Origin of the sequence: Xenorhabdus griffiniae (assembly GCF_037265215.1) — a bacterium.
GTDB lineage: Bacteria > Pseudomonadota > Gammaproteobacteria > Enterobacterales > Enterobacteriaceae > Xenorhabdus > Xenorhabdus griffiniae.
Window position 1 is genome coordinate 3,682,058 of the sequence record NZ_CP147737.1, and the last position, 21,245, is coordinate 3,703,302.

Genomic DNA, 21,245 nt, shown 5'->3' on the forward strand with positions numbered 1-21,245 from the left:
AACTTGAGTTGGATTGGTATATTCAATTAATAATTCCTATTTACAGCATAAAATAACCCAAATCATTTTGGCAGTGATTTTTGTTAGAAATAGATTAATAACACCAGAATAAATCGCCAACAAAACACAAAAAATAAGAGCGTAAATCCAATCAGGCAATAACCTTAATTTCTTATCCTATCATTGCGGATTAATGAAGCTCATTTCCCCTTAGTTTTATTTTATTTTTATTTGAACACCATTTAATATTTATACCAATCTCACTTCAAATGCGTGTGATTTCATAGCGTGTTGTAAATTGCAACTTGAAGTTTAATGTGTATAAAAACGATTATTCAAATAATAGTTTAAGAATATTTTCCATTAAATACCGAATTTGCGAGAGGCAGTTTGGGATTTATTTGCATCTTATACCTGTCATTTTGTCGCCTTTACTCAAACTGGTGGGGATAAAATTTGGATAAATGGGGCATTAAGGAAGGAAACCATGTCAGATACAATGATCGTCACCCCCCATCATTACACCGCTAAAGCATTTTGCGAGGAATTTAATATTCGCACACAGGCAGATGCAGAGGCGGCGCTGAGTAAGGTTGATTCGTTATACCGGCAAAGCAACCGGTTTTATGGCGATTACGGCAACGACCCAGAATTAGATCAATACTACAATCACGAAGACGCCAAATTCGAAGCGCAGTCTTTTAAAAAAGCGGCACAGGATGCCGTTGACAAATTCAACAGCGGCGAGTTTCCACTGAAAGCGTGGGAAGAAAAGGAAAAAACAAAAGAACCTGACTATCCTCAGCCCAACTCCCCCTTACCGGCCAGAGTCCGCGATGACAGCCCGACAGGAACAGGGAATACCCTTGGCAAAATTACCGCTCAGGCAGCCCCAGCACAAGTGTCAGTGGCAGAAGCCAATCCCATTCCCAAAGCAGAAACACCGGCAGAAAAGGGAATGTGGGATAAAACCGTTGACTGGTTTCAGGAAACCGCCGATGGCGTCAGCAAATGGATTGATGAGAGTCAACATAATCTGGAGGCGGCCTGGGAGAATCCCGGGGAAGCGGCTATCGGGGCAGGAAAAGCGCTTTGGAATACCATCCCTGAAATGGCGGAATTGCTTGGCAAGGGCATGGTGATCGCCACAACAGCCCCCGCCGCTGCCGCCGAAAAAACCTGGGAATATATGGGAGGCGCTCCTGTCGGCATTGCTGAAATGCAGCAAAAGGCCGTAGAGATGGTCAATGCTGACGCCATTAAACTGGAAATGAAAAGCGACGCAGAAAAAGGGGGCGCCTTCGCTTTCGATATCGGTAGTATCGCTATGGGTGGGGCGGGGATACTTAAAGGCGCAGCAAAAGGCACCACAAAAGCAGCAGCCAAAGCTGAAGGCAAGGTATTGAGTGAAAAAGCCAACACTGCTGAAGTATCGGGGGCCAAAATCAAAGGCCAGTCTCAGGAAACCGTTAACCCCACGCCGGCAAAACCCAAAAATGCCGAAAAAGACCCGGTTGACAACAAATCCAGCGAAAAAGACGGCAGTTGCACGGAGACGTGCGGTACAAAAGGTGAGCCTGTCGATATGGCCACCGGCGACTTCCTGCAAGTCTGGCCGGTGATTGCCATTCCCGGGCTGTTGCCAATCACCCTGACCCGCACCTATCGCTCCACCGCCAAATTCAGCGGCCTGTTTGGGCCGAAATGGGCCGATGACTGGTCACGTCAGCTGGTGCTGAGTGACGGCAAGGTCAACTTCACGGATGCAGACGGCGTGATCTACGATTTCAGCACCCCGGATAACACCGTGCTTGCCCGTAATCTGCATATCCCGCATTACGTGCTGACGGGGGAATTGAACGGCGAACTGCAATTGACCGATCGCCGATCGCAGCTGATTTACCATTTCAATTATGTGATCGGATCGCTCCGCAAGCTGTCTGCGATCACCGATCGTCGCCAAAACGCTATTCAGTTTCTCTATGATGCACAGTCACAACTCATCGAAATTACCCGCACGGATGGTTTCCGGTTACTTCTGGGCTATCACAGACAGCAACTCCAGACGGTCGATTATCTCGAACCGCAGAAGCAGAAACAGCAGCGATTAGTCACCTGTCATTATGATCCGCAGGGCTATCTCAATGAATGTGATGCCTTCCAGCACAATCACCTGTGGCATGAATATGATGTTCAGGGACGGATGATCCGCTGGCATGACACCGACCAGACTGATTTTAACCTCACTTATGATGAACAGGGACGGGTTCTGACAACGAGTACGGCCAGCGGTTACTGGTGCGATAGTTTTCACTATGATGATCAGTTGCGTATCACGACCTACCGGGATGCTGAGGGCGGGGAAACTCAGCACCATTACGATCACCATGGACTGGTTTTCCGTGAAATTGATCCATTAGGCAGAATCACCCGTCGGCAGTGGCGCAACAGCCAAAAAATGTGGGAAGCAGATCCCGCGGGCAATGTCACCACCTTTGATTACAACCCCGACGGTGCGCTGACGGCAGTAAAGCTCTCAACCGGCGAAATTTTTGCTTACGGTTATGACGAACACGGGCAGCTTATTGAAAGTGTCCTGCCGACCGGCGAGCGCTGGCACTATCACTATGATGAGCAGGGTAACCTTACCGAACTGATCAACCCGCTGGGGCACAAGGAGGAATATCAATACGGTACACAGGGAGAATTACGCCAGCACCTGCTGCCGGATGGCCGCCAGTGGCACTATACCTACGATAAACAACAACGGCTGGCAGCGGTTATCACGCCGGACGGCCAGACCACCGGCTTACAGCTGGATGAACTGGGGCGCCTGCGCCAAATCACCGATGCCCTGAAACAGCACACCCACTACCATTACAGTGATGCCCATGCCAGCCTCAATGGCAGCCTGACCGATATCGAACTGCCGGACGGCACCACGCAGCAACTGGAATATGACAGTGAACGACGCGTGGTGGCCGCCACTGACGGCGAAGGCCGTACCACACGCTACACGTACGGTGCATTTGACCTGCTGACTCAGGTGACCCGCCCCGATGGCACCACGCTGCACTTTGGCTACGACCGCCTGACCCGCCTGCAATCAGTCACGGCGTCCACCGGCGAAACCTACCGTTATGAACGGGATGCGGCCGGCCAGATTATTCGCGAAACGGATTTTACCGGCCGCACCCTGGAATATCAGTACGATAAACTGGGACGTCGCACCCAGGTGCAATACCCCGATGGTCAGCAACTGCGCTGGTACTATTCCGCGGCAGGGTTGCTGGTCAGACAGGAAAGCGGGCAGCCAGAAGAAAACCAGTGGGTACTGAAGGACACCACCACGTACGAATACAACAACCGCCATCAGCTGGTGAAAGCCGCCAATGCCGATGCCGTGGTGGAATATGAGTATGACAAGACCACGGGCCTGCCGATTTGTGAGCGAATCAACGGGCGGGAAATCACCCGCGAATGGGACAGCCTGACCGGGCGGCTGATCAGTGAAAGCCTGGAGGGGCACACCCTGCACTTTGGCTATCACCCGTTATCAGGTGCGCTGAATCATTTTCAGTTTAACCAACATGCCCCGCTGACACTCCGGCATGATGCACTGGGACGGGAAACGGTGCGTGAAAGTGCCCGCGGGTTTATTCTCGCCAGCCGTTATACCGCAACGGGTTTACTGGCCCATCAGTCAGCCGGGCGGGACAGTGCCTTTTTCCAAGAGGCGCTGTCACAAAACGATCCGCATTTTCCTCCCCAGGCGACCGCCGTCAACCGGAGCTGGCAATACGATCGGGCGCATAATGTCCGGGTTATTGACGACAATTGGGGGCAAACCCGCTACCGTTATAATACCAACGACCAGATAGTACACACGCTGTTCGAGGGGTTACGCCCCCATGAAGAGCAATTCAGTTACGATGCCAACGGCAACCTGCGCCAACATTTGCCGGTTGATGCGCAGGGCGCAATGGAACAGTTTACACAACACCAGCAGGCTGGCCGGGTGGTACAACGGGGGGATTCGCGTTATCACTATGATGATAACGGCAGACTTATCGAAAAAATCGAACAGTATGACGGCTTCCGCCCCCAGGTCTGGCGTTACCGCTGGGATACCCAAAACCAGCTTACCCACTTAGAAACCCCGGATGGCTCGCGCTGGCAGTATTGCTACGACCCGTTTGGTAGGCGAATTCGCAAAATCAAAGAACGCGATGGAAAACTGACCGCCGCTAATTTGCAACTGTGGCTGGCGGGCAAGCCGGATTTGCCGGATAATCCCAAGACACTCGGCGGCTATGATTACCTGTGGAGCGGTGACCAGCTGATTGAGGAAGTGCCGTTTCAGCGTGACGGCACCCGGCTGGAAGAGAAGCGCGTGCGCTGGCTGTATGAGCCGGGCAGCCTGACGCCAGCGGCGCGTTTTGAGCGCGGCAAACTGCATTATGCTATCCATGATCATCAGGGCACCGTACGGGAACTGCTGGATGAACAAGGGGAGATGGTCTGGGGCCAGCACCTGACCACCTGGGGCCACGCCGAAAAACGCGGCGGCGTCCCGTCCCATCACCCGGATTACCATGTTCAGTGTCACTTCCGGTTTTTAGGCCAGTATTTTGATGAGGAGTCGGGGCTTTTTTACAATCGGCACCGCTACTACTCGCCGGAGACTGCGCAGTACATCAGCCCTGACCCGATCGGGCTGCTGGGCGGGTTTAATCCGTATTCGTATGTCCATAACCCCACCGGATGGGTAGACCCCTTTGGATTAACAAATTGTCCATCTTCATTCATAAATGATGATGTTGTTAATCATTCTAGTAAAGGAGACTGGAAGGAAGCCAGTTCTATGCCACCGAGGGATAGAAAAACATTCCCAAACGGAAGGTTAAGTGGTGGGGGACATGGACAATCAGCTATTCGGGAGTTAGAAGCAAGAGGTATCCCTTACAATATAGAGCATACTTATCCTAATGGGGTACGGGTAGGAAATATACCTAACCATGCATCTAAAGCGAAACGCAAAGGAACAGGCCAATCATGGTTCCCAGAAAATTGGAGTGATGCAGATATTAAACATGCAGGGAAAGTAATTTGGGATTCTCCAAGTAGTGTAAAAGTAGACATGCCTTCTGGCGGAACTATGATTTCAGGAACACATAATGGAGTCTTTATCCGAGTTGTCCGTGACCCTAAAGGGGGCGGCTCTATTTTCCCAGATAATTCAATTCAACCTTAACGCATGATGGATTATATGAATATAGAACATAGCATTCGTGAAATTAAAAGAAAGTGTGATGAAATACTCTCTTTTAATATGTGGTTTAATTTTCATGACGGATTTTTTTGGTCAATTATTGAATTAATTGATAATGATTTTCTTATAGATATCTATAGTTCTATTGAAGATAAATATCTTGAAATTTTGTGCCATGAACCAGTAATTATTTCTTTGGTAGAATCAACTCAGAGCAAGGAACTGATTGATTTAATTAAAAACATAAGAGATTACAAATCTGGTTTAATTGATGATATTCTTATTCATGATATCGAATCAGCTTTATTTGTTAATTATGATGAGCCAGAAAACCATTTGAGTGCCCAAGAATTTAAAGATACTTACATGACCCTTAAAAAACTAACTAAAGAGGCTTTGAATACAGAGCAAGATAATGAAAGTATAAAAAACACCTTAGACTCAATCATTGATTTTTCAGAAAAAAACAGACATGAATATTTATCTTACGTCCGTGTGTATTGGCTAAGTCTTTATTTTTATAAGTCAAACTATAAACTTAAAAACCAAGATGAAATAGAATATTATAAGAGAAATTTATCTGAACTATTTCCATGTGGTAGCTTTTAAATTAATAATAACTGAAATATGATTCACGTTATTAAGCCGGAAAGATCAGCGTGATCTTCCGGCTTTCTTCTTTTTTAAGAGCCGCTCATTCCCTGCCCTTAGTTGCTGTTGTAGTCGCCAATCAGTTCCCGCATCCGCAGCTTAATCTCACTGAGCTGGGCTTGCTGGCGCTGGTACTGTTGCTTCATTGTGTGGGTGTCGTCGCTGTCAGGAATGAGCACTAAACAGCCATCCATAATCTTGACGGTGAGTGTGCCACCAATATCAAATCCGGCCTGCTTAAGCCACTGCCCTTTAAGATGAATTGCGGGCGGGGCATTGGCCTTGTCATTTTGCGGCACGTATCCCACGGTGTAATAACGTTCGGTTTTTGCCGCTTTATTTACGGCACGGTTTTGCCTAGAATGCGCCTTAGCCATCATTCAACTCCTTGTTAGTTGGTTGTGGTCAGCGGCGTTGGTGTGTTGCAACCACATCAGCGCCGCGTTAAGTCAGATTATCCAATCAATAGCCTAGCCTGATGCTTGAGAATCAGGGCATCCAGCACTGAAATCACCGAACGTTGTTCTTCCTCATCCATCTGTTTAACCGCCTCAAACTTCAGCTTCAGTTCGTCCTGCGGTTCACGTTCTTCTTCCTCAAATATCAGCCAGTCCGCCGACACATTAAAAGTGACAGCAATCCGCTTGAGAATGTCCAAAGAGGGCTGTGCTTCACCAGACTCGTAGCGGCGAACTTGGGTCAGGTGTATGCCTACACGCTCAGCCATCTGGGGCTGGGTCAGGCTATGCTGCTTGCGCAGTTGCAGAAAGCGGGTAGAAAAACTCATCCAGTCTGTTCCTTTGTCAATATTGATGAGTTCCATTATCGCCCCCTGTTCTAAATAGACTTGACTAAATAATCTTTATAGAGCATATAATAATATCTATAGAGAGCATTGACAAGGTTTTAAAAGGAACATTTTTATGGCTCGCATCCCCGACGCAGAATTACAGCACCTGAAAGCCGCCGTCTCTTTAGTGGCCGTTATCGAGCAACAAGGCCGGCAGCTCTTTAAGCGCGGCAAAGACATGGTTGTGCTGTGCCCGTTCCATGAAGAGAAAACGCCCTCGATGGTCATCACACCGTCAAAAAATCTCTATCACTGTTTTGGTTGCAGTGCGGGCGGCTCGGTGCTGGACTGGGTGATGAAAACCGAAGGGTTAAGCCTGCGCCATGCCGTGGAACGCCTGCGCGCGGTGTTAGGAGTCAATCCCTCGGTAGAGCCGTTGGTGCAACCTGCGGAGCTGGTCAGTGATGCTATCGGGCAACAGGGGCTGTTATGGCGGGTGATTGGGTTCTATCACCATACGTTGCTGAATGCGCCGGAAGCACAGGCGTATCTGGCGAAGCGGCGGCTCAATCATCCTGAATTAGTCACGCAGTTTAAGCTGGGTTTTGCCAACCGGACGCTCGCTTACCGTCTGCCCGGCAGTAAATACACCAAAGACGGGGCTGATGTCCGCCAACGCTTACAGGCCGCTGGCGTGATGCGAAAATCAGGGCATGAGCATTTTGTTGGTTCACTGGTTGTGCCGGTGATCAGTCCTGAGGGGCAGATACAGGAAGTGTACGGGCGTAAAATCACGGATCGTCTGCGACCGGGCACACCGTTGCATCTGTATCTGCCGGGGGCGCATGGTGGCGTCTGGAATGAAACCGCGCTGGGTACGTCCAAGACGTTGATCCTGTGTGAATCGCTGATTGATGCGATGTCGTTCTGGGTAACGGGGCAACGCAATGTGACTGCCGCCTATGGCGTAAATGGCGTCACAGCGGATCACTGGCGGGCGTTCGAACACTACGGCATTAAGCAGGTACTGATCGCGTTCGACAATGACAGTGCAGGCAATGAAGCGGCGGTCAAACTGGCGTCAGCATTGGTTGCCAAAGGGATCACACCGCTGCGCGTGGTGTTCCCGCCGGGCAGGGATGCGAACGGTTATCTGTGTCAGATGGCAGAACCCGAATCCGCCTTTGCCCTGCTGCTTGAGAGTGCCGTACCGATGCAGGAAGCTGCCGATCTCGTTATCGTTGAACGCCAGACAGTTGAACCCGCCGTTGACCCCGAACCAACAGTCATCTTAGCCGCTGAACCTGTGCCCCGCGTGACGCCGAATGTGGTGTGTGAATCCGGCGACAACGGCGAGCTGCTGATCTCGGTCGGCACATTACAATGGTGTCTGCGCGGCATGGGCACAGTCAAAGCCGGCGCTGCCGTGATGAAACTCAATGCGCAGGTGCTGGACAGGCAAAGCGGCGTGTTGTTCGCGGATGGCGTTGATCTGATCAGTGCCCGTTCCCGCCACAGTTATGCGCGTCTGGCTGCGGCTGAGCTGGGGCTGGGCGAAGCGGATCTGCGGCGTTCGCTGGGGCAGGTGTTACTGGCGATCGAACAGTGGCAGCAACAACCCGCGGACACCGGCCCCAACGTACCGGAGATGGGGATCGCGGAACGGGAAGCAGCACTGGCGTTACTGCAAGATCCGTACTTGACGGCGCGTATTACCGCTGACTTAGCCGCCTGCGGCGTAGTCGGCGAATCCACTAACTTACTGGCGGGCTTTTTGGCGGCCGTGAGCCGAAAGTTACCCAAACCGTTAGCCGTCCTGATCCAGAGCAGCAGTGCCGCCGGAAAATCCTCATTAATGGATGCCGTACTGAACCTGATCCCGGAAGAAGAACGCATCCAGTACAGCGCCATGACCGGCCAGAGCCTGTTTTATCTCGGTGAAACCAACCTGCAGCACAAAATATTAGCCATCGCGGAAGAAGAAGGCGTGCGGCAGGCGGCTTATGCGCTCAAGCTGTTGCAGTCAGACGGCGAGTTAACAATGGCGAGTACGGGCAAGGATGAAGCCACGGGCAACCTCGTGACCAAAAGCTACACCGTCAAAGGCCCGGTGATGCTGATGCTCACCACGACTGCCATTGATGTGGATGAAGAGCTGCTCAACCGCTGTCTGGTGCTGACGGTGAATGAATCCCGCGAACAGACCGAAGCGATCCACGCGGTGCAGCGCCAGAAACAAACCCTCGAAGGCTTGCTGGCCGAGAACGAGCGCGATTATCTGACCCAGCTTCACCAGAACGCCCAGCGGCTGCTGAAACCGCTGAATGTGGTCAATCCCTATGCTCACCAACTGACGTTCCTGTCAGATAAAACCCGCACCCGCCGTGACCATATGAAATACCTGACGTTAATCCAGAGCATTGCCCTGCTGCACCAGCACCAGCGGGAGATCAAGAGCACTGAGCATCGCGGCAAGCGGCTTGAATATATCGAAGTGAGCAAAGACGATATCAAACTGGCGAACCAGCTTGCCCATGAAATCTTAGGCCGGACGCTGGACGAAATGCCGCCGCAGACGCGCAGGCTGTTACTGTTAATCCAGCAGATGGCGCACGGCATGGCAGCAGAACAACAATGCGCACTGAATAGGGTGCGTTTTACCCGACGGGATATCCGGGCTTACACGAACTGGAGCGACAGCCAGCTTAAGCTGCATTGCCAGCGCCTGAGCGACATGGAATACCTGCTTGTTCACGGTGGCAGTCGCGGGCACCTGCTGCAATACGAACTGCTGTGGGACGGTGACGGCGACAGCGCCCACTTAAGCGGCCTGATCGTCCCGGTATGATCCCCGCAAGTCTGGGTAGCACGGAGGCAAGTCTTCCCCAAGTCTACCCCAAGTCGGGGTCAAGTCTGGGTAGCCAAAACTACCCTAAAGCCACAGCCAGAGTGGGTTAACCGAGCGCAAGTCTGACAAAACGAAAAATCACTGTTCCGGCAACACAATAAAAACTTCCCGTCATACCGTACTGCCGGATAGCACCCACGACAAAAAGGACAATCCGCATGATAACTTCACACGACAACACCCTGATCACACTGCGCCAACAGCTTGAAGCGTGGTTCGACACGCTGCTGGCACAAGGCCGGGCTGACCGCACGCGGGAAACATACCGTAGCTACCTGCTACCCTTTATCGACTGGTGCGAACAGCGCACGGTGCGTTACCCCGCACAGGTCACACTGGTGTTACTGGAAAGCTGGCAGCGGTATCTGCGGGCTTACCGTAAAGCCGATGGCCAGCCTTACGGCAATAACGGTCAGCGGGAACGGCTGATCGCCCTGCGGCTGTGGTTCCGCTATTTGCTGCAACGCCATCACATCCTCTATAACCCAGCCGAGCAGATGGTGTTGCCGAAAGAAGAAAAGCGGCTGCCGGCGCAGATCCTGAGTGAACGGGAAACCACGCAGGTGTTGGACAGCCTTGATGATCAGAGTGTGTTGGGACTTCGCAACCGGGTGATGCTGGAAATCCTCTGGAGCAGCGGCATCCGGCGCATGGAGTTACGCCAGCTCCGGCAGGGGGACATCGACTTCGAACGCGGTGCGGTCGTCGTGAATCAGGGCAAAGGGAATAAAGACCGGGTTGTGCCTGTCGGTGAGCGGGCGCTGGGCTGGCTGAAACGCTATCTGGTCAACGTCAGGCCACAACTGGCCGCGCACTATGACAGCGGTTATCTGTTTATCTCGCAAAAGGGCAGGCCGCTGAGTCTGGGACACCTGACGCAGATCGCAGGCAAGGCCATCCGGCAGCAGGCGCAGTTAGACAAACCGGGCGCCTGCCATCTGTTCCGGCACTCAATGGCGACGCAGATGCTGGATAACGGCGCGGATATCCGCCATATCCAGGCAATGCTGGGACATGAGAAACTTAACACGACAGAAATTTATACACGCGTGGCGATCGGTCACTTGAAGAAAGTGCATAAACAAACCCATCCGGCAGAGCGTGACACACCGACACCACAGGAAAGCAGTGCAGGTTGTGCCAGCGACGAGCCGGATGCCGAACCGACACCCCAACGCACCGGGCAGTCTGACAGTCCCCGTTGAGTTCGCTGGGAACGGTGCAGGGGCAGACCGTGGCCGGACTGCCCGTCAGCATCGGTGCTCGCGGGGGTACGTGGGCCATGGTCGGCCTGAGCAGCCGTGTCCCCGTTCAGTCAGTGCAGGCCGCCCAAAGCCCACTCAACATAATGTGGGGGAATTATGCGAAACTCGCCGTTGCGCTGAGTCGTTCCCAAAAACCGGGCAAAGCGGCTCGCATCGCATAATTTACATTATGTCTGGCGCCCCCGCTGTTCGGCATCGCGGGGTGTGGCGCACAAGGCTTCGCCTTCTGCTGTCAGCATCGGCGCACCCTCTTGGCAAACACCGCGCCGAATCGGAACACTGCGCCAACGTCCAACCAAGCAGGTACCTTCTTTAGCTGCCTTGCTATCCTCTGGCAAACACCCCTGTAGGCAAGTCGGCCTGCGGCCTCCGTTGGTTTACCTCCCCCGCCCCAACCCACGCTGCATTGGCTGCGCCCGGCTCGCAGTCGCTGCGCTCCTCGCTCGTTACCGTGCTCGCCATCTCCGCCCCGTGCAGCCCCCAGAGGGGGCTTCCCTTGAGCAAAGCATCATCGGTAAAACCGAGCCAGATCCTGCGCATCAGTGCTTGATAGCGTCGCAATGCGCCGCTGGCGGGTTCTGTGCCACCCGCACCCGCAGAACGAGCGCCCGCCGCCCAAACGAGTTGGGCGACGTTCGCCCGTTGCCGAAAGTGAAAAGCCTCACAAAATCAGGTTATTCAATCCATCACAAGCCAAAATGATCGCTATACTGCACAACGGCTTGCGGCGGTGGCATAGCAAAACAGGCCAAAAGTGCACTTCGGCATTTTAGGTTCGCGGGAATGGGCTAAACAGGTAAAAACGGTTCTTTAATAAGCTGATAGATAAGAAAAAAATCGCTTAAAAAAGTATAACCGCACCGGAACCTGCCCTAAGACCCCATTGGGCTGAAAGGCGGCCTTAATCCTTACGGGTATGTCGATAATCCGGTCAAATATGTAGATCCTTTCGGGCTATCTACTGTCACAGTTGGTCGTTGGATGAGTCCCGAAGAATTCCAAAAAATGCGTGACACTGGCAAAGTAGTTCAAAGTACTACAGGAACAACGCATGTCGGTTATCCAGCAAATATTGATGCCTTCGGTAAACAAGCTAAACCGGGAACGGTGTATGTTGAATTTGATGTTCCTGAAAAATCGTTGATAAAAACAAATGATGAATGGGCAAAAATAGTAGGTCCAGATTCTTTAGAAGGGCGTTTAGCAAAACGTAAAGGATTGCCTGTACCAGAAATGCCGGAAGTTACTAATATGGAAATTAAAGCACATAAAACAACAGAGGGGATAATGACAGTATGCAAAAAATAAGATTATGGATTATATCTAATTACAATTATCCCATAATTGTAAATAACGAGAGTTTAGTTGTTGATATTGATACGGATAAAAATATTGCTCGGTTTACTGTATGGGATGATTTGTCATGCGTACTAGAAATTCTCGATGTAGATACTGAAAAATATATTATCAATGAAAGAAGAGAATTATCCTCTGATGAGGAAGTAATTGAATCATTCAAAGAATTTCATAGCCTACTAAATTAAACTTAAGCCGGAAAGATCCCTGTGATCTTCCGGCTTTTTTCTTTTTTAAGATCCGCTCATTCCCTGCCCTTAGTTGCTGTTGTAGTCGCCAAGCAGCTAGCGCATTCTCAGCTTAATTTCACTGATTTGCTCTCGCTGGCGCTGGTATTGCTGTTTGAGGCCGTGAGTCTCGTTGCTGTCAGGGATGAGCACTAAACAACCGTCCATAATCTTAACAGTGAGTGTGCCGCCAATCTCAAACCCCGCCGCCTTAAGCCATCTGCCCGTTAAATTTATCGCGGGTCGGGGGTTCGGCCTGCCATTTTGCGGTACGTATCCCACGGTGTAATAACGTTCTGTTTTTGCCGCTTTATTTACGGCACGGTTTTGCCTAGAATTCGCCTTAGCCATCATTCAACTCCTTCTTAGTTGCTTGTGGTGAGCAACTTCGGCGTGTTGCAAGCGCGCCGGAGCTGCGTTAAAAATGCTTTCTCTTTAGCTGCCTTTCTCCTGCTCAACCGGACGCATTGCTGATTCAACCCGGCTCTTCATAATCACCGCATCAATCAGTTTAATCACTGTCTCTTGCTCTTCCGGCTGGCATTCTTCAAGAGCTTTAAGCCGCTCAATTAACCGCGTATTACTCAGCGTACGGGAACTGCTGGATGAGCAAGGGGAAATGGTCTGGGGCCACGCGGAAAAACGCGGTGACGTCCCGTCTCATCACCCGGATCACCATGTTCAGTGTCACTTCCGGTTTTTAGGGCAATATTTTGATGAGGAGTCGGGTCTTTTTTACAATCGGCACCGCTACTACTCGCCGGAGACTGCACAGTACATATCGAGTGACCCCATTGGGCTTGAAGGGGGCTTTAACCCTTATTCTTATGTGCATAATCCCACAATATGGATCGATCCGCTGGGATTAGCTGGAGACGATTGCGATAAGCTGCTTAAGCAGGCTTCCAAAAAAACTGTTCCTCCGATAAATGAAGCGCATGTTTTCCACGGAGAGATCAATAAGAAAGGTAAGGCTATTGGCTTTCATTATGAAGGTCTTCATCAAGGAAAAGCACGGATCGTTGAAATTACGAATCCTCCAAATGCTCAAGGAGTTTACCGTGGTAGAGTTGAAATATTTAACCCTAAAACAAATGAGTGGCCACCGAAGGTAGCCAAATCGACGTTTTACCCTAAATCTTGGAGTCCTCAACAAGTCACGGCAGAAATTAAAGGTGCTTTCCAAAATGGTGTTGTTGATCCAAGTGGTAAATGGACTGGTGTATCTCCAGGCGGAGTGAAAATAGAAGATGGCTTGATGCTTCAGGAAAGATCAATACAGCTTATCCATTATATTAAAAATACAAATGGTAAAAATGATATGAAATTTTTAATCACAGAAGACGGATATCCTACGGTAGAAATTGATTACGAACGCCATGTATTGGCTGATTTTTTAATAGGAGATGTTCAGAGGGATGTCGCTTATACTGATGAATTAATCTCATTATGTGACTCTATCAGCAATAGTAAATCACCACTATGGGAAGGTACTGGCAATGCCCATACTGTTACCATTAAACCGGATGGTGTCGAAATTTTTAACGAATATACAGAAGAAAGTCTTAAGCTCGCAACCATAGAAGAATTCAAAGGTTATCTTGAAAAATGGAAAGAATTACTTCTAAGTAGAGAATAAACATCAAAGAGCTGGAAAGATCCCTGTGATCTTCCAGATTTGTTCTTTTTTAAGAGCCGTTCACTCCCTGTTCTGCTCAAGAAAAATCGGACATTTTTACGAAGGCCATTTTACCTTCCACGGGGTTAAGTCATTATTAGCCGTGTGTATACTATAACCGCTTGCAGTCTTATGTGCCGAAGACAGGGCAGTACATCAGTCCCGATCCTTTGGGATTATTGGGCGGATTGAATCCGTACGGGTATGTGCATAATCCGACTGGATGGGTTGATCCTTTTGGGTTAGCGGGTGAAGATTGTCCAAATATTAAATATGGAGAATTAGATGATTTAGGTCGCCCAACAGGAGTTCACGCCACCTTAGATAAAAGCCATATTAATACAGGCACGCACGCTAATCCGAACATACAACCACCAGGGTTTATTACAGGCAAAGGTTCTAATAGGGCTAGAGGACATTTGCTCGGTCGACAATTAGGCGGTTCCGGTGATGATGTTAGGAACCTTGTCACTCTCCAACAACGACCTGCTAATACTCCTTTTATGAGCGGAGTCGAAGGTAGAATAAGAAAAGCCTTAGAACAAGGACAACTTGTTGAAATGAGTTCTGTTCCTATTTATAAGGGACCTTCCAGAATTCCGGCTGGTATTACAATGAAAGCGGAAGGTTCCGGCGGATTCTATGAATATGTAACTGTCCTTAACCCACCGGGAATGTAAATAATGAGTATAAAGAGTTTAAATAATATATTGCCCTTGCCTATCCATCCAAATGAAAATGGTCATGATGAAAAATGGCCACTGATAGATGATATACACTCTTTCCCTAAAGATTATATTGATTTTATCACTCAGTATGGTACAGGCAGAATTGCCGATTTTATCACGATCTTTAACCCATTTAGCGAAGATGAGGATTTGAATTTTTTTAGCCAGAAAGAATGGGTTATTGAGGATTTTAATTCTCTTGTTGAATCTGATCCCGATTACTATCCGTTTATTCTTTATCCTGATATTAACGGACTGCTTCCTATCGGTGTTACTGATAACGGTGACTATATATTTTGGGTTGCTTCATCAGATAATAGTGATTTATGGAATGTTGCACTTATTGCGGCAAGGGCACCAGAAGTTGAATATAGGCAAGAAAACTTCACTGATTTTTTAGAGGGTATTTTATCAAGAAAGATCAAATGCATATCATTGCCTGATGATTTTCCACCTAATAATATAAAATTTAGTAGTATTTAAAAAATAAGCCGGAAAGATCCCCATGATCTTCCGGCTTTCTTCTTTTTAAGAGCCGCTCAGTGTCTGCCCTTAGCGGCTCTTATATTCCCCAATCAATTCGCGCATCCGCAGCTTAATCTCACTGAGCTGGTCTTGCTGGCGCTGGTACTGTTACTTGATGGGTGCCCTGTGAGAAACTTCACTCCCAAACATTCGGTTGGTTTGACTGAGTATAGAATTTTGCGCTATTTCGTACGATTACGTTGTGTGCCTGTAGCTTCCTTCAAACCCTGACGTTGGCCGGAACACTCTTGCCATTCGGATGATCTTTCCCTCAATCGGAGCGATTCAAGACCTTTCGGTCTGACAGGTTTGCCAGCTTCGCTAGGCAAATGAAAAAGCCGTATTACTACGGCCTTGTGATTAAGGTAAATGTCGTCTTGGATCAAGACAAGAACACACTATTTTTTATCTGTTTGTAAAAAATCGAAATAGTCAGGTGTAACAAGAAAAGGAACAAAATCACCATTAGACAAAGATGAGTTGGAAACATCCGATAGTCTAAATTTCATTTCCTTAGCCAGATTGATCCCATTTGCCACAAGCGGGTAATCTTTATTTTTCGCACTGGTCATATAAGTACCCAGACTAACCAAGGTTGGCACAGGTTTTGTCCCTCTTTCCAGAATAATGCTCATTCTGATATCCAGTTTACCCATCATATCTTTTTGTGCCTTTTTGACTTTATTAAGCACATCTTTTGGGATCACCGCACCTGCATAAGCCTTTTGGTGGGAAAGAATAAAAACATCCGCCTCATCACCCAGTTGACCATCTTCTGGCAATACCCCCACTGCGACAGGAATAGTGAAATGCGCATAGGAATCAAATTTCTTGCGATAACATTCCACGTACTCGGCATTTTTAAAAATAGTGGGGACTTTCTGTTTTAATTCGATGAGGTTCTTTGATTCCTTACGTGAATCTTCATAGTCATTACAGGATGACACTTCAATATCGATATTGCCCTTAACCAATTTATGCTCAACCGCTGTGAGATCATCGGTATTTACTTTCGTTTCAACATCAACCTTACAACCGGAAAGGAGAAGCACTGAGCTTGCAACCGCTAACCATTTTTTCATTTTAAATACCTTTAGAGAATTTGAATATGTCCATATTGCCGTCGCATTTAACCATAATTACTTTATGTCTTTCATTATTTTTGTGTTGCCAGTGCTTTATTGTAATGGTTAGTTATAGAAATTTCCCATAAGTCGAACATTTCTTCCGGTTCAAACAGCGCCGCCTATTTCAATATCTTGTGATCAATAAATAGAAAATCATGTAAAAATAAAACCAATGAAAAAAAATTCGCATTCAAGGTGTTATTAGTTGTGTCTACTCTTTATTTTCAACTCTAATAGCGATACAAGAATCAACATATTGAATATTCAATTTAATAATTAATATGATATACCAATCTAACTTCAAGATGCGTGTGATGTCTTATATAGTGTTGTAAGTTGCAACTGGAAGTTTAATGCGTATATCTACTCCGCCGTAATCAACGGCGGAGTATTAAATTTGGGCTATTAAGTTCTTAACCCTCGCCCTGATTCAATGAGATACCAAGCCAATAGATAAAATCCAACAATGAAGATCCCCAACATACCTAATGTCATCGCCAGAGAAACATCCATAATACCGAGAAAACCATAACGAAAGCCACTGATCATATAGACGATCGGGTTAAGCTTTGACACTATCTGCCAAAAAGTAGGCAACAGAGTAAGGGAATAGAATACGCCCCCCAAATAGGTCAACGGAGTCAAAACAAATGTTGGGATAATACTAATATCATCAAACGTTTTCGCAAAAATGGCATTCAATAGCCCCGCCAACGAAAATAGAATCGACGTTGCCAGTAAAGTGATAACCACCATTCCCCATGAATGTATCTGCAACGGTACGAATAATAGGGAAACCAATGTCACCAAGATACCAACGCATACCCCACGAGCGACTCCGCCCCCAACAAATCCAGCAATGATGACATGGGTTGGAACCGGTGCAACCAGTACTTCTTCAATGCTGCGCTGGAACTTAGCACCAAAAAAAGATGAAGAAACGTTAGCGTAAGAGTTGGTGATCACTGACATCATGATCAACCCAGGCACAATAAACTGCATATAGCCAAATCCCCCCATTTCACCAATACGGGAACCAACCAGATTGCCGAAGATAACGAAATAAAGGGACATTGTGATCACTGGCGGCAGTAATGTCTGTACCCAAATACGACCAAAACGAGTAACCTCTTTAATCCAAATGGTTTTCAGAGCCACCCAATATAGTTGGATCATTACCTATCCCCTTGATTATTATTGGTTAATCCGACAAACAACTCTTCCAGGCGATTTGCTTTATTACGCATACTGCTGATTTGTATGCCCTGCGTACTTAACTGGGAGAAAACATCATTTAATCCCTGCCCGCGTTTTACATCCACTTCCAGCGTTACTGCATCAACCAGACGGTAATCGTAACCTTCCACGACAAGTTTTGTTCCTTTCGGGGTGACTAAATCAAGTAAGAATGTTTCACTTTCAAGTTGGCTAAGCAGGTTTTTCATGCTTGTGTTTTCCACCAGTTCACCATGTTGGATAATGCCGATGTTACGGCATAACATCTCAGCTTCTTCAAGATAGTGTGTCGTCAAGATGATCGTGGTTCCCTGCTCATTTAATTCTTTCAAAAATTCCCACATAGATCGGCGCAGTTCGATATCCACTCCCGCTGTAGGTTCATCGAGAATCAACAATTTTGGCTGGTGCATTAAAGCACGGGCAATCATTAAACGTCGTTTCATACCACCAGATAAACGAATTGCCCGCTCGTTACGTTTTTCCCATAGATCCAATTGAGTAAGGTAGGTTTCCGCCCTCTCCTGCGCCACATTACGCGGAACACCATAATATCCCGCCTGGTTTAGTACGATCTGAATCACCGTCTCGAATGGGTTGAAATTAAATTCCTGTGGAACAAGGCCAAGCTGCCGTTTGGCACTAACGAGATCCATATCGATATCGTAACCAAAGACCTTAACCTTACCGCCACTTTTATTAACCAAGGAACTAATAATACCTATCGTGGTGGATTTCCCTGCACCATTTGGCCCCAAAAGTGCGTAGAAATCGCCTGCTTCGACACGCAAATCAATTCCCCGCAGCGCTTTTACTCCACTCTCATAGACTTTCGTGAGCTGCCTCAATTCCAATGCGTAAGCCATAAGTAAAAAATACCCTTTATTATTTGCAATTGCTGACTGCTGAAAAATAGAAATTATGCCATTATTTTTCCCCTGTTTCTTAGCAATGGCAGGGGGTAAAATAAAAAACATTCTTCAATTAAATATTAAATTCTCAATTAATGTTGTATATGATTCTATCTCAAAAATGTTATCAGGCTATTAGTTATGATGAGAAAAATTGAAGAGCTGTTTGCCAGGAACAAACAGTGGTCAAAATCCGTAAACGAAGAAAACCCGCTTTTCTTCAAGGAATTATCAAAAGCGCAAAAACCTCATTTTCTGTGGATAGGCTGCTCTGATAGCCGAGTACCTGCCGAAAAACTGATTGATGCAGCCCCCGGCGATCTTTTTGTTCATCGAAACGTCGCTAACCTCGTTATCCATACCGATTTAAACTGTTTATCTGTTGTACAATATGCCGTTGATGTTTTACAGGTTGAACACATCATCATCTGTGGTCACTACGGTTGTGGTGGTATTGAAGCTGCCGTGGATGGCACTGAATTGGGCTTAATCAATAACTGGCTGCTCCATATCCGTGATTTGTGGTACAAACACAGTTCCATGCTTGGTGAGTTACCTCCTAACGACAGACTAAATCGCCTGTGTGAATTGAATGTCATTGAACAGGTTTACAACCTTGGCCACTCAACCATTATGCAATCCGCATGGAAACGCGGGCAGAAAGTGATGATCCACGGTTGGGTATATGGTTTGAAGGATGGTGAATTACATGATCTGGATATTACCGCTGACAGCCGTGAAAAGTTGGAACTTAATTACCGTCAGGCTATTTCCAAATTATCCCAGACAAAATAACCGTCCCAAAGACAACTTATTAATAAATGGCAGCAGAAAGGCTGCCATTTGCTCACTCAATATTAATCTTCTAGCAAGGTAACATGCCCGATATAAGGCAGATGGCGATAACGCTGTGCATAATCAATGCCATAACCGACAACAAATTTATCTTCAATTGAATAACCAATCCACTCAACGGGAACATCGACTTCGCGACGAGAAGGTTTGTTCAACAAAGTACAAATCGCCAGTGAATTAGGCTCACGCAGCGCCAGAATCTCGCGGATTTTATTCAGAGTATTGCCCGAGTCGATAATATCTTCAACGATCAACACATCTTTACCACGAATGTCTTCATCCAGATCCTTGAGAATTTTCACATCGCGGGTAGAACTCATCTCATTGCCATAACTGGATGCAGTCATAAAATCCACTTCGTGAGGAACCTGAATTTCACGGCATAAATCTGCCATAAAGATAAACGATCCTCTCAACAAGCCAATCAACACTAATTCACGATCGCTATTACGATAATGCTCTGTAATCTGTTGCCCCAGCTCAGCAATACGTTGCTTAACCTCCTGTTCGGAGATCATTACTTCTACAATATGTTTCTTCATTAAGATAACCAGTTGTTTTAATAACAAATTCATGTCTGATTATGTGATAATTCTTTAAAATTGATACACCGATTGATACACAGTTCGCCGCACAAATACGCACACATAAGAAAACATGAGAACAAAATATTGGCGAAGTATACCAGAAGGTATCGATTGCGGTAAAAGAGGAAGCTGGGTTTAGATGAATGTCTATTGGCAAAGATCGTTGGCTGTGAGTAGGTCAACATGCCAAATGTTACGACCTTGTGAATAGGTTGCGACGTATTGCGTCGAAAGCTATTGATATGACGTCACGAATGTTTATGCCAGTGATAAGTAGATAACGTGTGACACCGTGTCTCCTGTGATCTGACTTCCGATAAATATCGGATGAATTGAACAGGATACAACAGGAATATTTATGGATTCTAGTATGAGTAAAAGCTCATCAATGAAATTGTGATTAACGTCTATTCTTAAACAAAATCAGATAATTACATTATTTAAATTTCAGATAGCGCCAAAAAATAAAACGGATGCACTGCGTATGCTTTCTCTGATTGGTCTGACTTTTAGATAGAAATGCGGGGGCATGTTGCCGGATAAACTCACCAAGCGCATAAATTAACACTCTCTGCCATCAGAACAAACCTGTTCGTTAACATACAACCCGATTTTCTCACTGGCAGAAAAAAACGGTAATTTTATTAAAATGAAGCAAATAAAGTTTGGCTAACAAAGATATTAATATGTTAATTTAAGCAAAACGGTAGAAAATCAGTATAATAGAAATTATGCAAAAAATTGCCCTATTCGCGTACATTCTGGCTCTGTTTAGTTTTGCTCAACCAGCAATAGCGCTGTCTGAGAATGAAGCTGAAGATCTCGCCGATCTGACAGCCGTCTATATCTATCTAAAACATGACTGCGGCTATAGCCACATCCCGGATTTTCAAATTAAACGTACAATTATCTATTTTGCCCAACGTAACAAGTGGGATCTCAGTAACTATGATAGTCAGTTAATGCAGAAACTAAATCAATTAGGTTACAAAGACTTAAAGGGAATCAACCTACCTCATGAGGTTAAATGCCGTTCTCTTGCAAGGAACTCCCTCAGCCTGCTCTCTTATATAAAATAATTCCTTTTGAATACTTCCAAGATTAATTTCATGTTGAAACTAAGTGACAA

20 protein-coding genes and 2 pseudogenes are annotated in these 21,245 nt (G+C 47.2%); 13 read left to right on the forward strand and 9 right to left on the reverse strand.

The annotated features are described in order from the left end of the window. Window positions 1-487 precede the first annotated feature (487 nt). Together WDV75_RS16445 and WDV75_RS16450 are read left to right on the forward strand one after the other, a co-directional pair. The gene (locus WDV75_RS16445) at window positions 488-5,254 is read left to right on the forward strand and encodes an RHS repeat-associated core domain-containing protein (protein ID WP_338860161.1); all 4,767 of its coding nucleotides are present in this window, start codon (window positions 488-490) and stop codon (window positions 5,252-5,254) included. A gap of 15 nt (window positions 5,255-5,269) precedes the next feature. Then, on the forward strand, window positions 5,270-5,881 hold the full coding sequence (locus tag WDV75_RS16450; protein WP_047686580.1) for a hypothetical protein: 612 nt from the start codon (window positions 5,270-5,272) through the stop codon (window positions 5,879-5,881). A gap of 98 nt (window positions 5,882-5,979) precedes the next feature. On the opposite strand, the gene WDV75_RS16455 is transcribed toward WDV75_RS16450, so the two are convergent. Together WDV75_RS16455 and WDV75_RS16460 are read right to left on the reverse strand one after the other, a co-directional pair. Beyond that, a complete protein-coding gene (locus WDV75_RS16455; protein ID WP_273572149.1) occupies window positions 5,980-6,300 on the reverse strand; it encodes a SymE family type I addiction module toxin in 321 nt (106 codons plus the stop codon). 77 nt (window positions 6,301-6,377) lie between these two features. Then, entirely contained in the window at window positions 6,378-6,710 is a 333-nt protein-coding gene (locus WDV75_RS16460) for an RstR family transcriptional repressor (protein ID WP_047686454.1), read from the reverse strand. A 136-nt stretch (window positions 6,711-6,846) separates the two neighbouring features. Between WDV75_RS16460 and WDV75_RS16465 the strand changes: the two genes are divergently transcribed. From WDV75_RS16465 to WDV75_RS16475, 3 genes are all read left to right on the forward strand, one after another. Then, on the forward strand, window positions 6,847-9,561 hold the full coding sequence (locus WDV75_RS16465) for a CHC2 zinc finger domain-containing protein (protein WP_273572152.1): 2,715 nt from the start codon (window positions 6,847-6,849) through the stop codon (window positions 9,559-9,561). Window positions 9,562-9,779: 218 nt separating this feature from the next. Continuing rightward, window positions 9,780-10,826, forward strand: a complete 1,047-nt coding sequence (gene xerC, locus WDV75_RS16470) for a site-specific tyrosine recombinase XerC (RefSeq protein WP_273572154.1) — start codon at window positions 9,780-9,782, stop codon at window positions 10,824-10,826. Window positions 10,827-10,855: 29 nt separating this feature from the next. Further along, window positions 10,856-11,047, forward strand: coding sequence for a hypothetical protein (locus WDV75_RS16475; protein WP_273572156.1), 192 nt, complete (start codon window positions 10,856-10,858; stop codon window positions 11,045-11,047). Window positions 11,048-11,053: 6 nt separating this feature from the next. Here the strand turns inward: WDV75_RS16475 and WDV75_RS16480 are convergent, their stop codons facing one another. Further along, complete coding sequence (locus tag WDV75_RS16480) at window positions 11,054-11,224, reverse strand: hypothetical protein (protein WP_273572158.1); 171 nt, start codon at window positions 11,222-11,224, stop codon at window positions 11,054-11,056. A 34-nt stretch (window positions 11,225-11,258) separates the two neighbouring features. Here WDV75_RS16480 and WDV75_RS16485 point away from each other — a divergent pair, with 34 nt between their 5' ends. The 3 genes and pseudogenes from WDV75_RS16485 to WDV75_RS16495 all read left to right on the forward strand — a co-directional run bounded on the left by WDV75_RS16485 (window position 11,259) and on the right by WDV75_RS16495 (window position 12,430). Then, window positions 11,259-11,588, forward strand: a complete 330-nt coding sequence (locus WDV75_RS16485) for a hypothetical protein (RefSeq protein WP_338859976.1) — start codon at window positions 11,259-11,261, stop codon at window positions 11,586-11,588. 174 nt (window positions 11,589-11,762) lie between these two features. After that, window positions 11,763-12,194, forward strand: a pseudogene (locus WDV75_RS16490) (RHS repeat protein); the annotation flags it as partial. Further along, entirely contained in the window at window positions 12,182-12,430 is a 249-nt protein-coding gene (locus tag WDV75_RS16495) for an immunity protein TriTu family protein (RefSeq protein ID WP_273560217.1), read from the forward strand. The pseudogene WDV75_RS16490 and the gene WDV75_RS16495, both read left to right, overlap by 13 nt. Before the next feature lie 96 nt (window positions 12,431-12,526). On the opposite strand, the gene WDV75_RS16500 is transcribed toward WDV75_RS16495, so the two are convergent. Together WDV75_RS16500 and WDV75_RS16505 are read right to left on the reverse strand one after the other, a co-directional pair. After that, on the reverse strand, window positions 12,527-12,820 hold the full coding sequence (locus tag WDV75_RS16500) for a SymE family type I addiction module toxin (protein WP_273560216.1): 294 nt from the start codon (window positions 12,818-12,820) through the stop codon (window positions 12,527-12,529). An 84-nt stretch (window positions 12,821-12,904) separates the two neighbouring features. Beyond that, window positions 12,905-13,054 (reverse strand): annotated as a pseudogene (locus WDV75_RS16505) (XRE family transcriptional regulator); the annotation flags it as partial. Between the two features lie 34 nt (window positions 13,055-13,088). Here WDV75_RS16505 and WDV75_RS16510 point away from each other — a divergent pair. The 3 genes from WDV75_RS16510 (at window position 13,089) to WDV75_RS16520 (ending at window position 15,358) form a co-directional block, all read left to right on the forward strand. Next, entirely contained in the window at window positions 13,089-14,108 is a 1,020-nt protein-coding gene (locus WDV75_RS16510; RefSeq protein WP_273560215.1) for an RHS repeat-associated core domain-containing protein, read from the forward strand. 173 nt (window positions 14,109-14,281) lie between these two features. Then, entirely contained in the window at window positions 14,282-14,827 is a 546-nt protein-coding gene (locus tag WDV75_RS16515) for a DNA/RNA non-specific endonuclease (RefSeq protein ID WP_338860164.1), read from the forward strand. 3 nt (window positions 14,828-14,830) lie between these two features. Further along, entirely contained in the window at window positions 14,831-15,358 is a 528-nt protein-coding gene (locus WDV75_RS16520) for an SMI1/KNR4 family protein (protein ID WP_047686440.1), read from the forward strand. A 440-nt stretch (window positions 15,359-15,798) separates the two neighbouring features. Here WDV75_RS16520 and WDV75_RS16525 read toward each other — a convergent pair whose 3' ends face one another. From WDV75_RS16525 to WDV75_RS16535, 3 genes are all read right to left on the reverse strand, one after another. Further along, window positions 15,799-16,482: a DUF7424 family protein gene (locus tag WDV75_RS16525; protein WP_273560214.1), complete on the reverse strand. Its 684-nt coding sequence runs from the start codon at window positions 16,480-16,482 to the stop codon at window positions 15,799-15,801. 450 nt (window positions 16,483-16,932) lie between these two features. After that, window positions 16,933-17,703, reverse strand: a complete 771-nt coding sequence (locus WDV75_RS16530; RefSeq protein ID WP_189760774.1) for an ABC transporter permease — start codon at window positions 17,701-17,703, stop codon at window positions 16,933-16,935. Beyond that, window positions 17,703-18,629: an ABC transporter ATP-binding protein gene (locus WDV75_RS16535; protein WP_273560213.1), complete on the reverse strand. Its 927-nt coding sequence runs from the start codon at window positions 18,627-18,629 to the stop codon at window positions 17,703-17,705. Before WDV75_RS16535 ends, WDV75_RS16530 begins: the two co-directional genes overlap by 1 nt. Window positions 18,630-18,815: 186 nt before the next feature. Here WDV75_RS16535 and can point away from each other — a divergent pair, with 186 nt between their 5' ends. Then, complete coding sequence (gene can, locus WDV75_RS16540) at window positions 18,816-19,469, forward strand: carbonate dehydratase (protein WP_099116848.1); 654 nt, start codon at window positions 18,816-18,818, stop codon at window positions 19,467-19,469. Between the two features lie 62 nt (window positions 19,470-19,531). Here the strand turns inward: can and hpt are convergent, their stop codons facing one another. After that, window positions 19,532-20,071 carry a hypoxanthine phosphoribosyltransferase gene (gene hpt / locus WDV75_RS16545; protein ID WP_273560212.1) on the reverse strand — a complete coding sequence of 180 codons (540 nt, stop codon included), beginning with the start codon at window positions 20,069-20,071 and terminating at the stop codon, window positions 19,532-19,534. A gap of 776 nt (window positions 20,072-20,847) precedes the next feature. On the opposite strand from hpt, the gene WDV75_RS16550 reads away from it, so the two are divergent. Beyond that, entirely contained in the window at window positions 20,848-21,195 is a 348-nt protein-coding gene (locus tag WDV75_RS16550; protein WP_273560211.1) for a YacC family pilotin-like protein, read from the forward strand. Window positions 21,196-21,245: the final 50 nt, after the last annotated feature.

Coding starts and splice junctions, on each gene's coding strand:
- WDV75_RS16445 (WP_338860161.1), top strand. CDS start 488: ATGTCAGATACAATGATCGTCACCCCCCATCATTACACCGCTAAAGCA.
- WDV75_RS16450 (WP_047686580.1), top strand. CDS start 5,270: ATGAATATAGAACATAGCATTCGTGAAATTAAAAGAAAGTGTGATGAA.
- WDV75_RS16455 (WP_273572149.1), bottom strand. CDS start 6,300: ATGGCTAAGGCGCATTCTAGGCAAAACCGTGCCGTAAATAAAGCGGCA.
- WDV75_RS16460 (WP_047686454.1), bottom strand. CDS start 6,710: ATGAGTTTTTCTACCCGCTTTCTGCAACTGCGCAAGCAGCATAGCCTG.
- WDV75_RS16465 (WP_273572152.1), top strand. CDS start 6,847: ATGGCTCGCATCCCCGACGCAGAATTACAGCACCTGAAAGCCGCCGTC.
- xerC (WP_273572154.1), top strand. CDS start 9,780: ATGATAACTTCACACGACAACACCCTGATCACACTGCGCCAACAGCTT.
- WDV75_RS16495 (WP_273560217.1), top strand. CDS start 12,182: ATGCAAAAAATAAGATTATGGATTATATCTAATTACAATTATCCCATA.
- WDV75_RS16500 (WP_273560216.1), bottom strand. CDS start 12,820: ATGGCTAAGGCGAATTCTAGGCAAAACCGTGCCGTAAATAAAGCGGCA.
- WDV75_RS16510 (WP_273560215.1), top strand. CDS start 13,089: ATGGTCTGGGGCCACGCGGAAAAACGCGGTGACGTCCCGTCTCATCAC.
- WDV75_RS16520 (WP_047686440.1), top strand. CDS start 14,831: ATGAGTATAAAGAGTTTAAATAATATATTGCCCTTGCCTATCCATCCA.
- WDV75_RS16525 (WP_273560214.1), bottom strand. CDS start 16,482: ATGAAAAAATGGTTAGCGGTTGCAAGCTCAGTGCTTCTCCTTTCCGGT.
- WDV75_RS16530 (WP_189760774.1), bottom strand. CDS start 17,703: ATGATCCAACTATATTGGGTGGCTCTGAAAACCATTTGGATTAAAGAG.
- WDV75_RS16535 (WP_273560213.1), bottom strand. CDS start 18,629: ATGGCTTACGCATTGGAATTGAGGCAGCTCACGAAAGTCTATGAGAGT.
- can (WP_099116848.1), top strand. CDS start 18,816: ATGATGAGAAAAATTGAAGAGCTGTTTGCCAGGAACAAACAGTGGTCA.
- hpt (WP_273560212.1), bottom strand. CDS start 20,071: ATGAAGAAACATATTGTAGAAGTAATGATCTCCGAACAGGAGGTTAAG.
- WDV75_RS16550 (WP_273560211.1), top strand. CDS start 20,848: ATGCAAAAAATTGCCCTATTCGCGTACATTCTGGCTCTGTTTAGTTTT.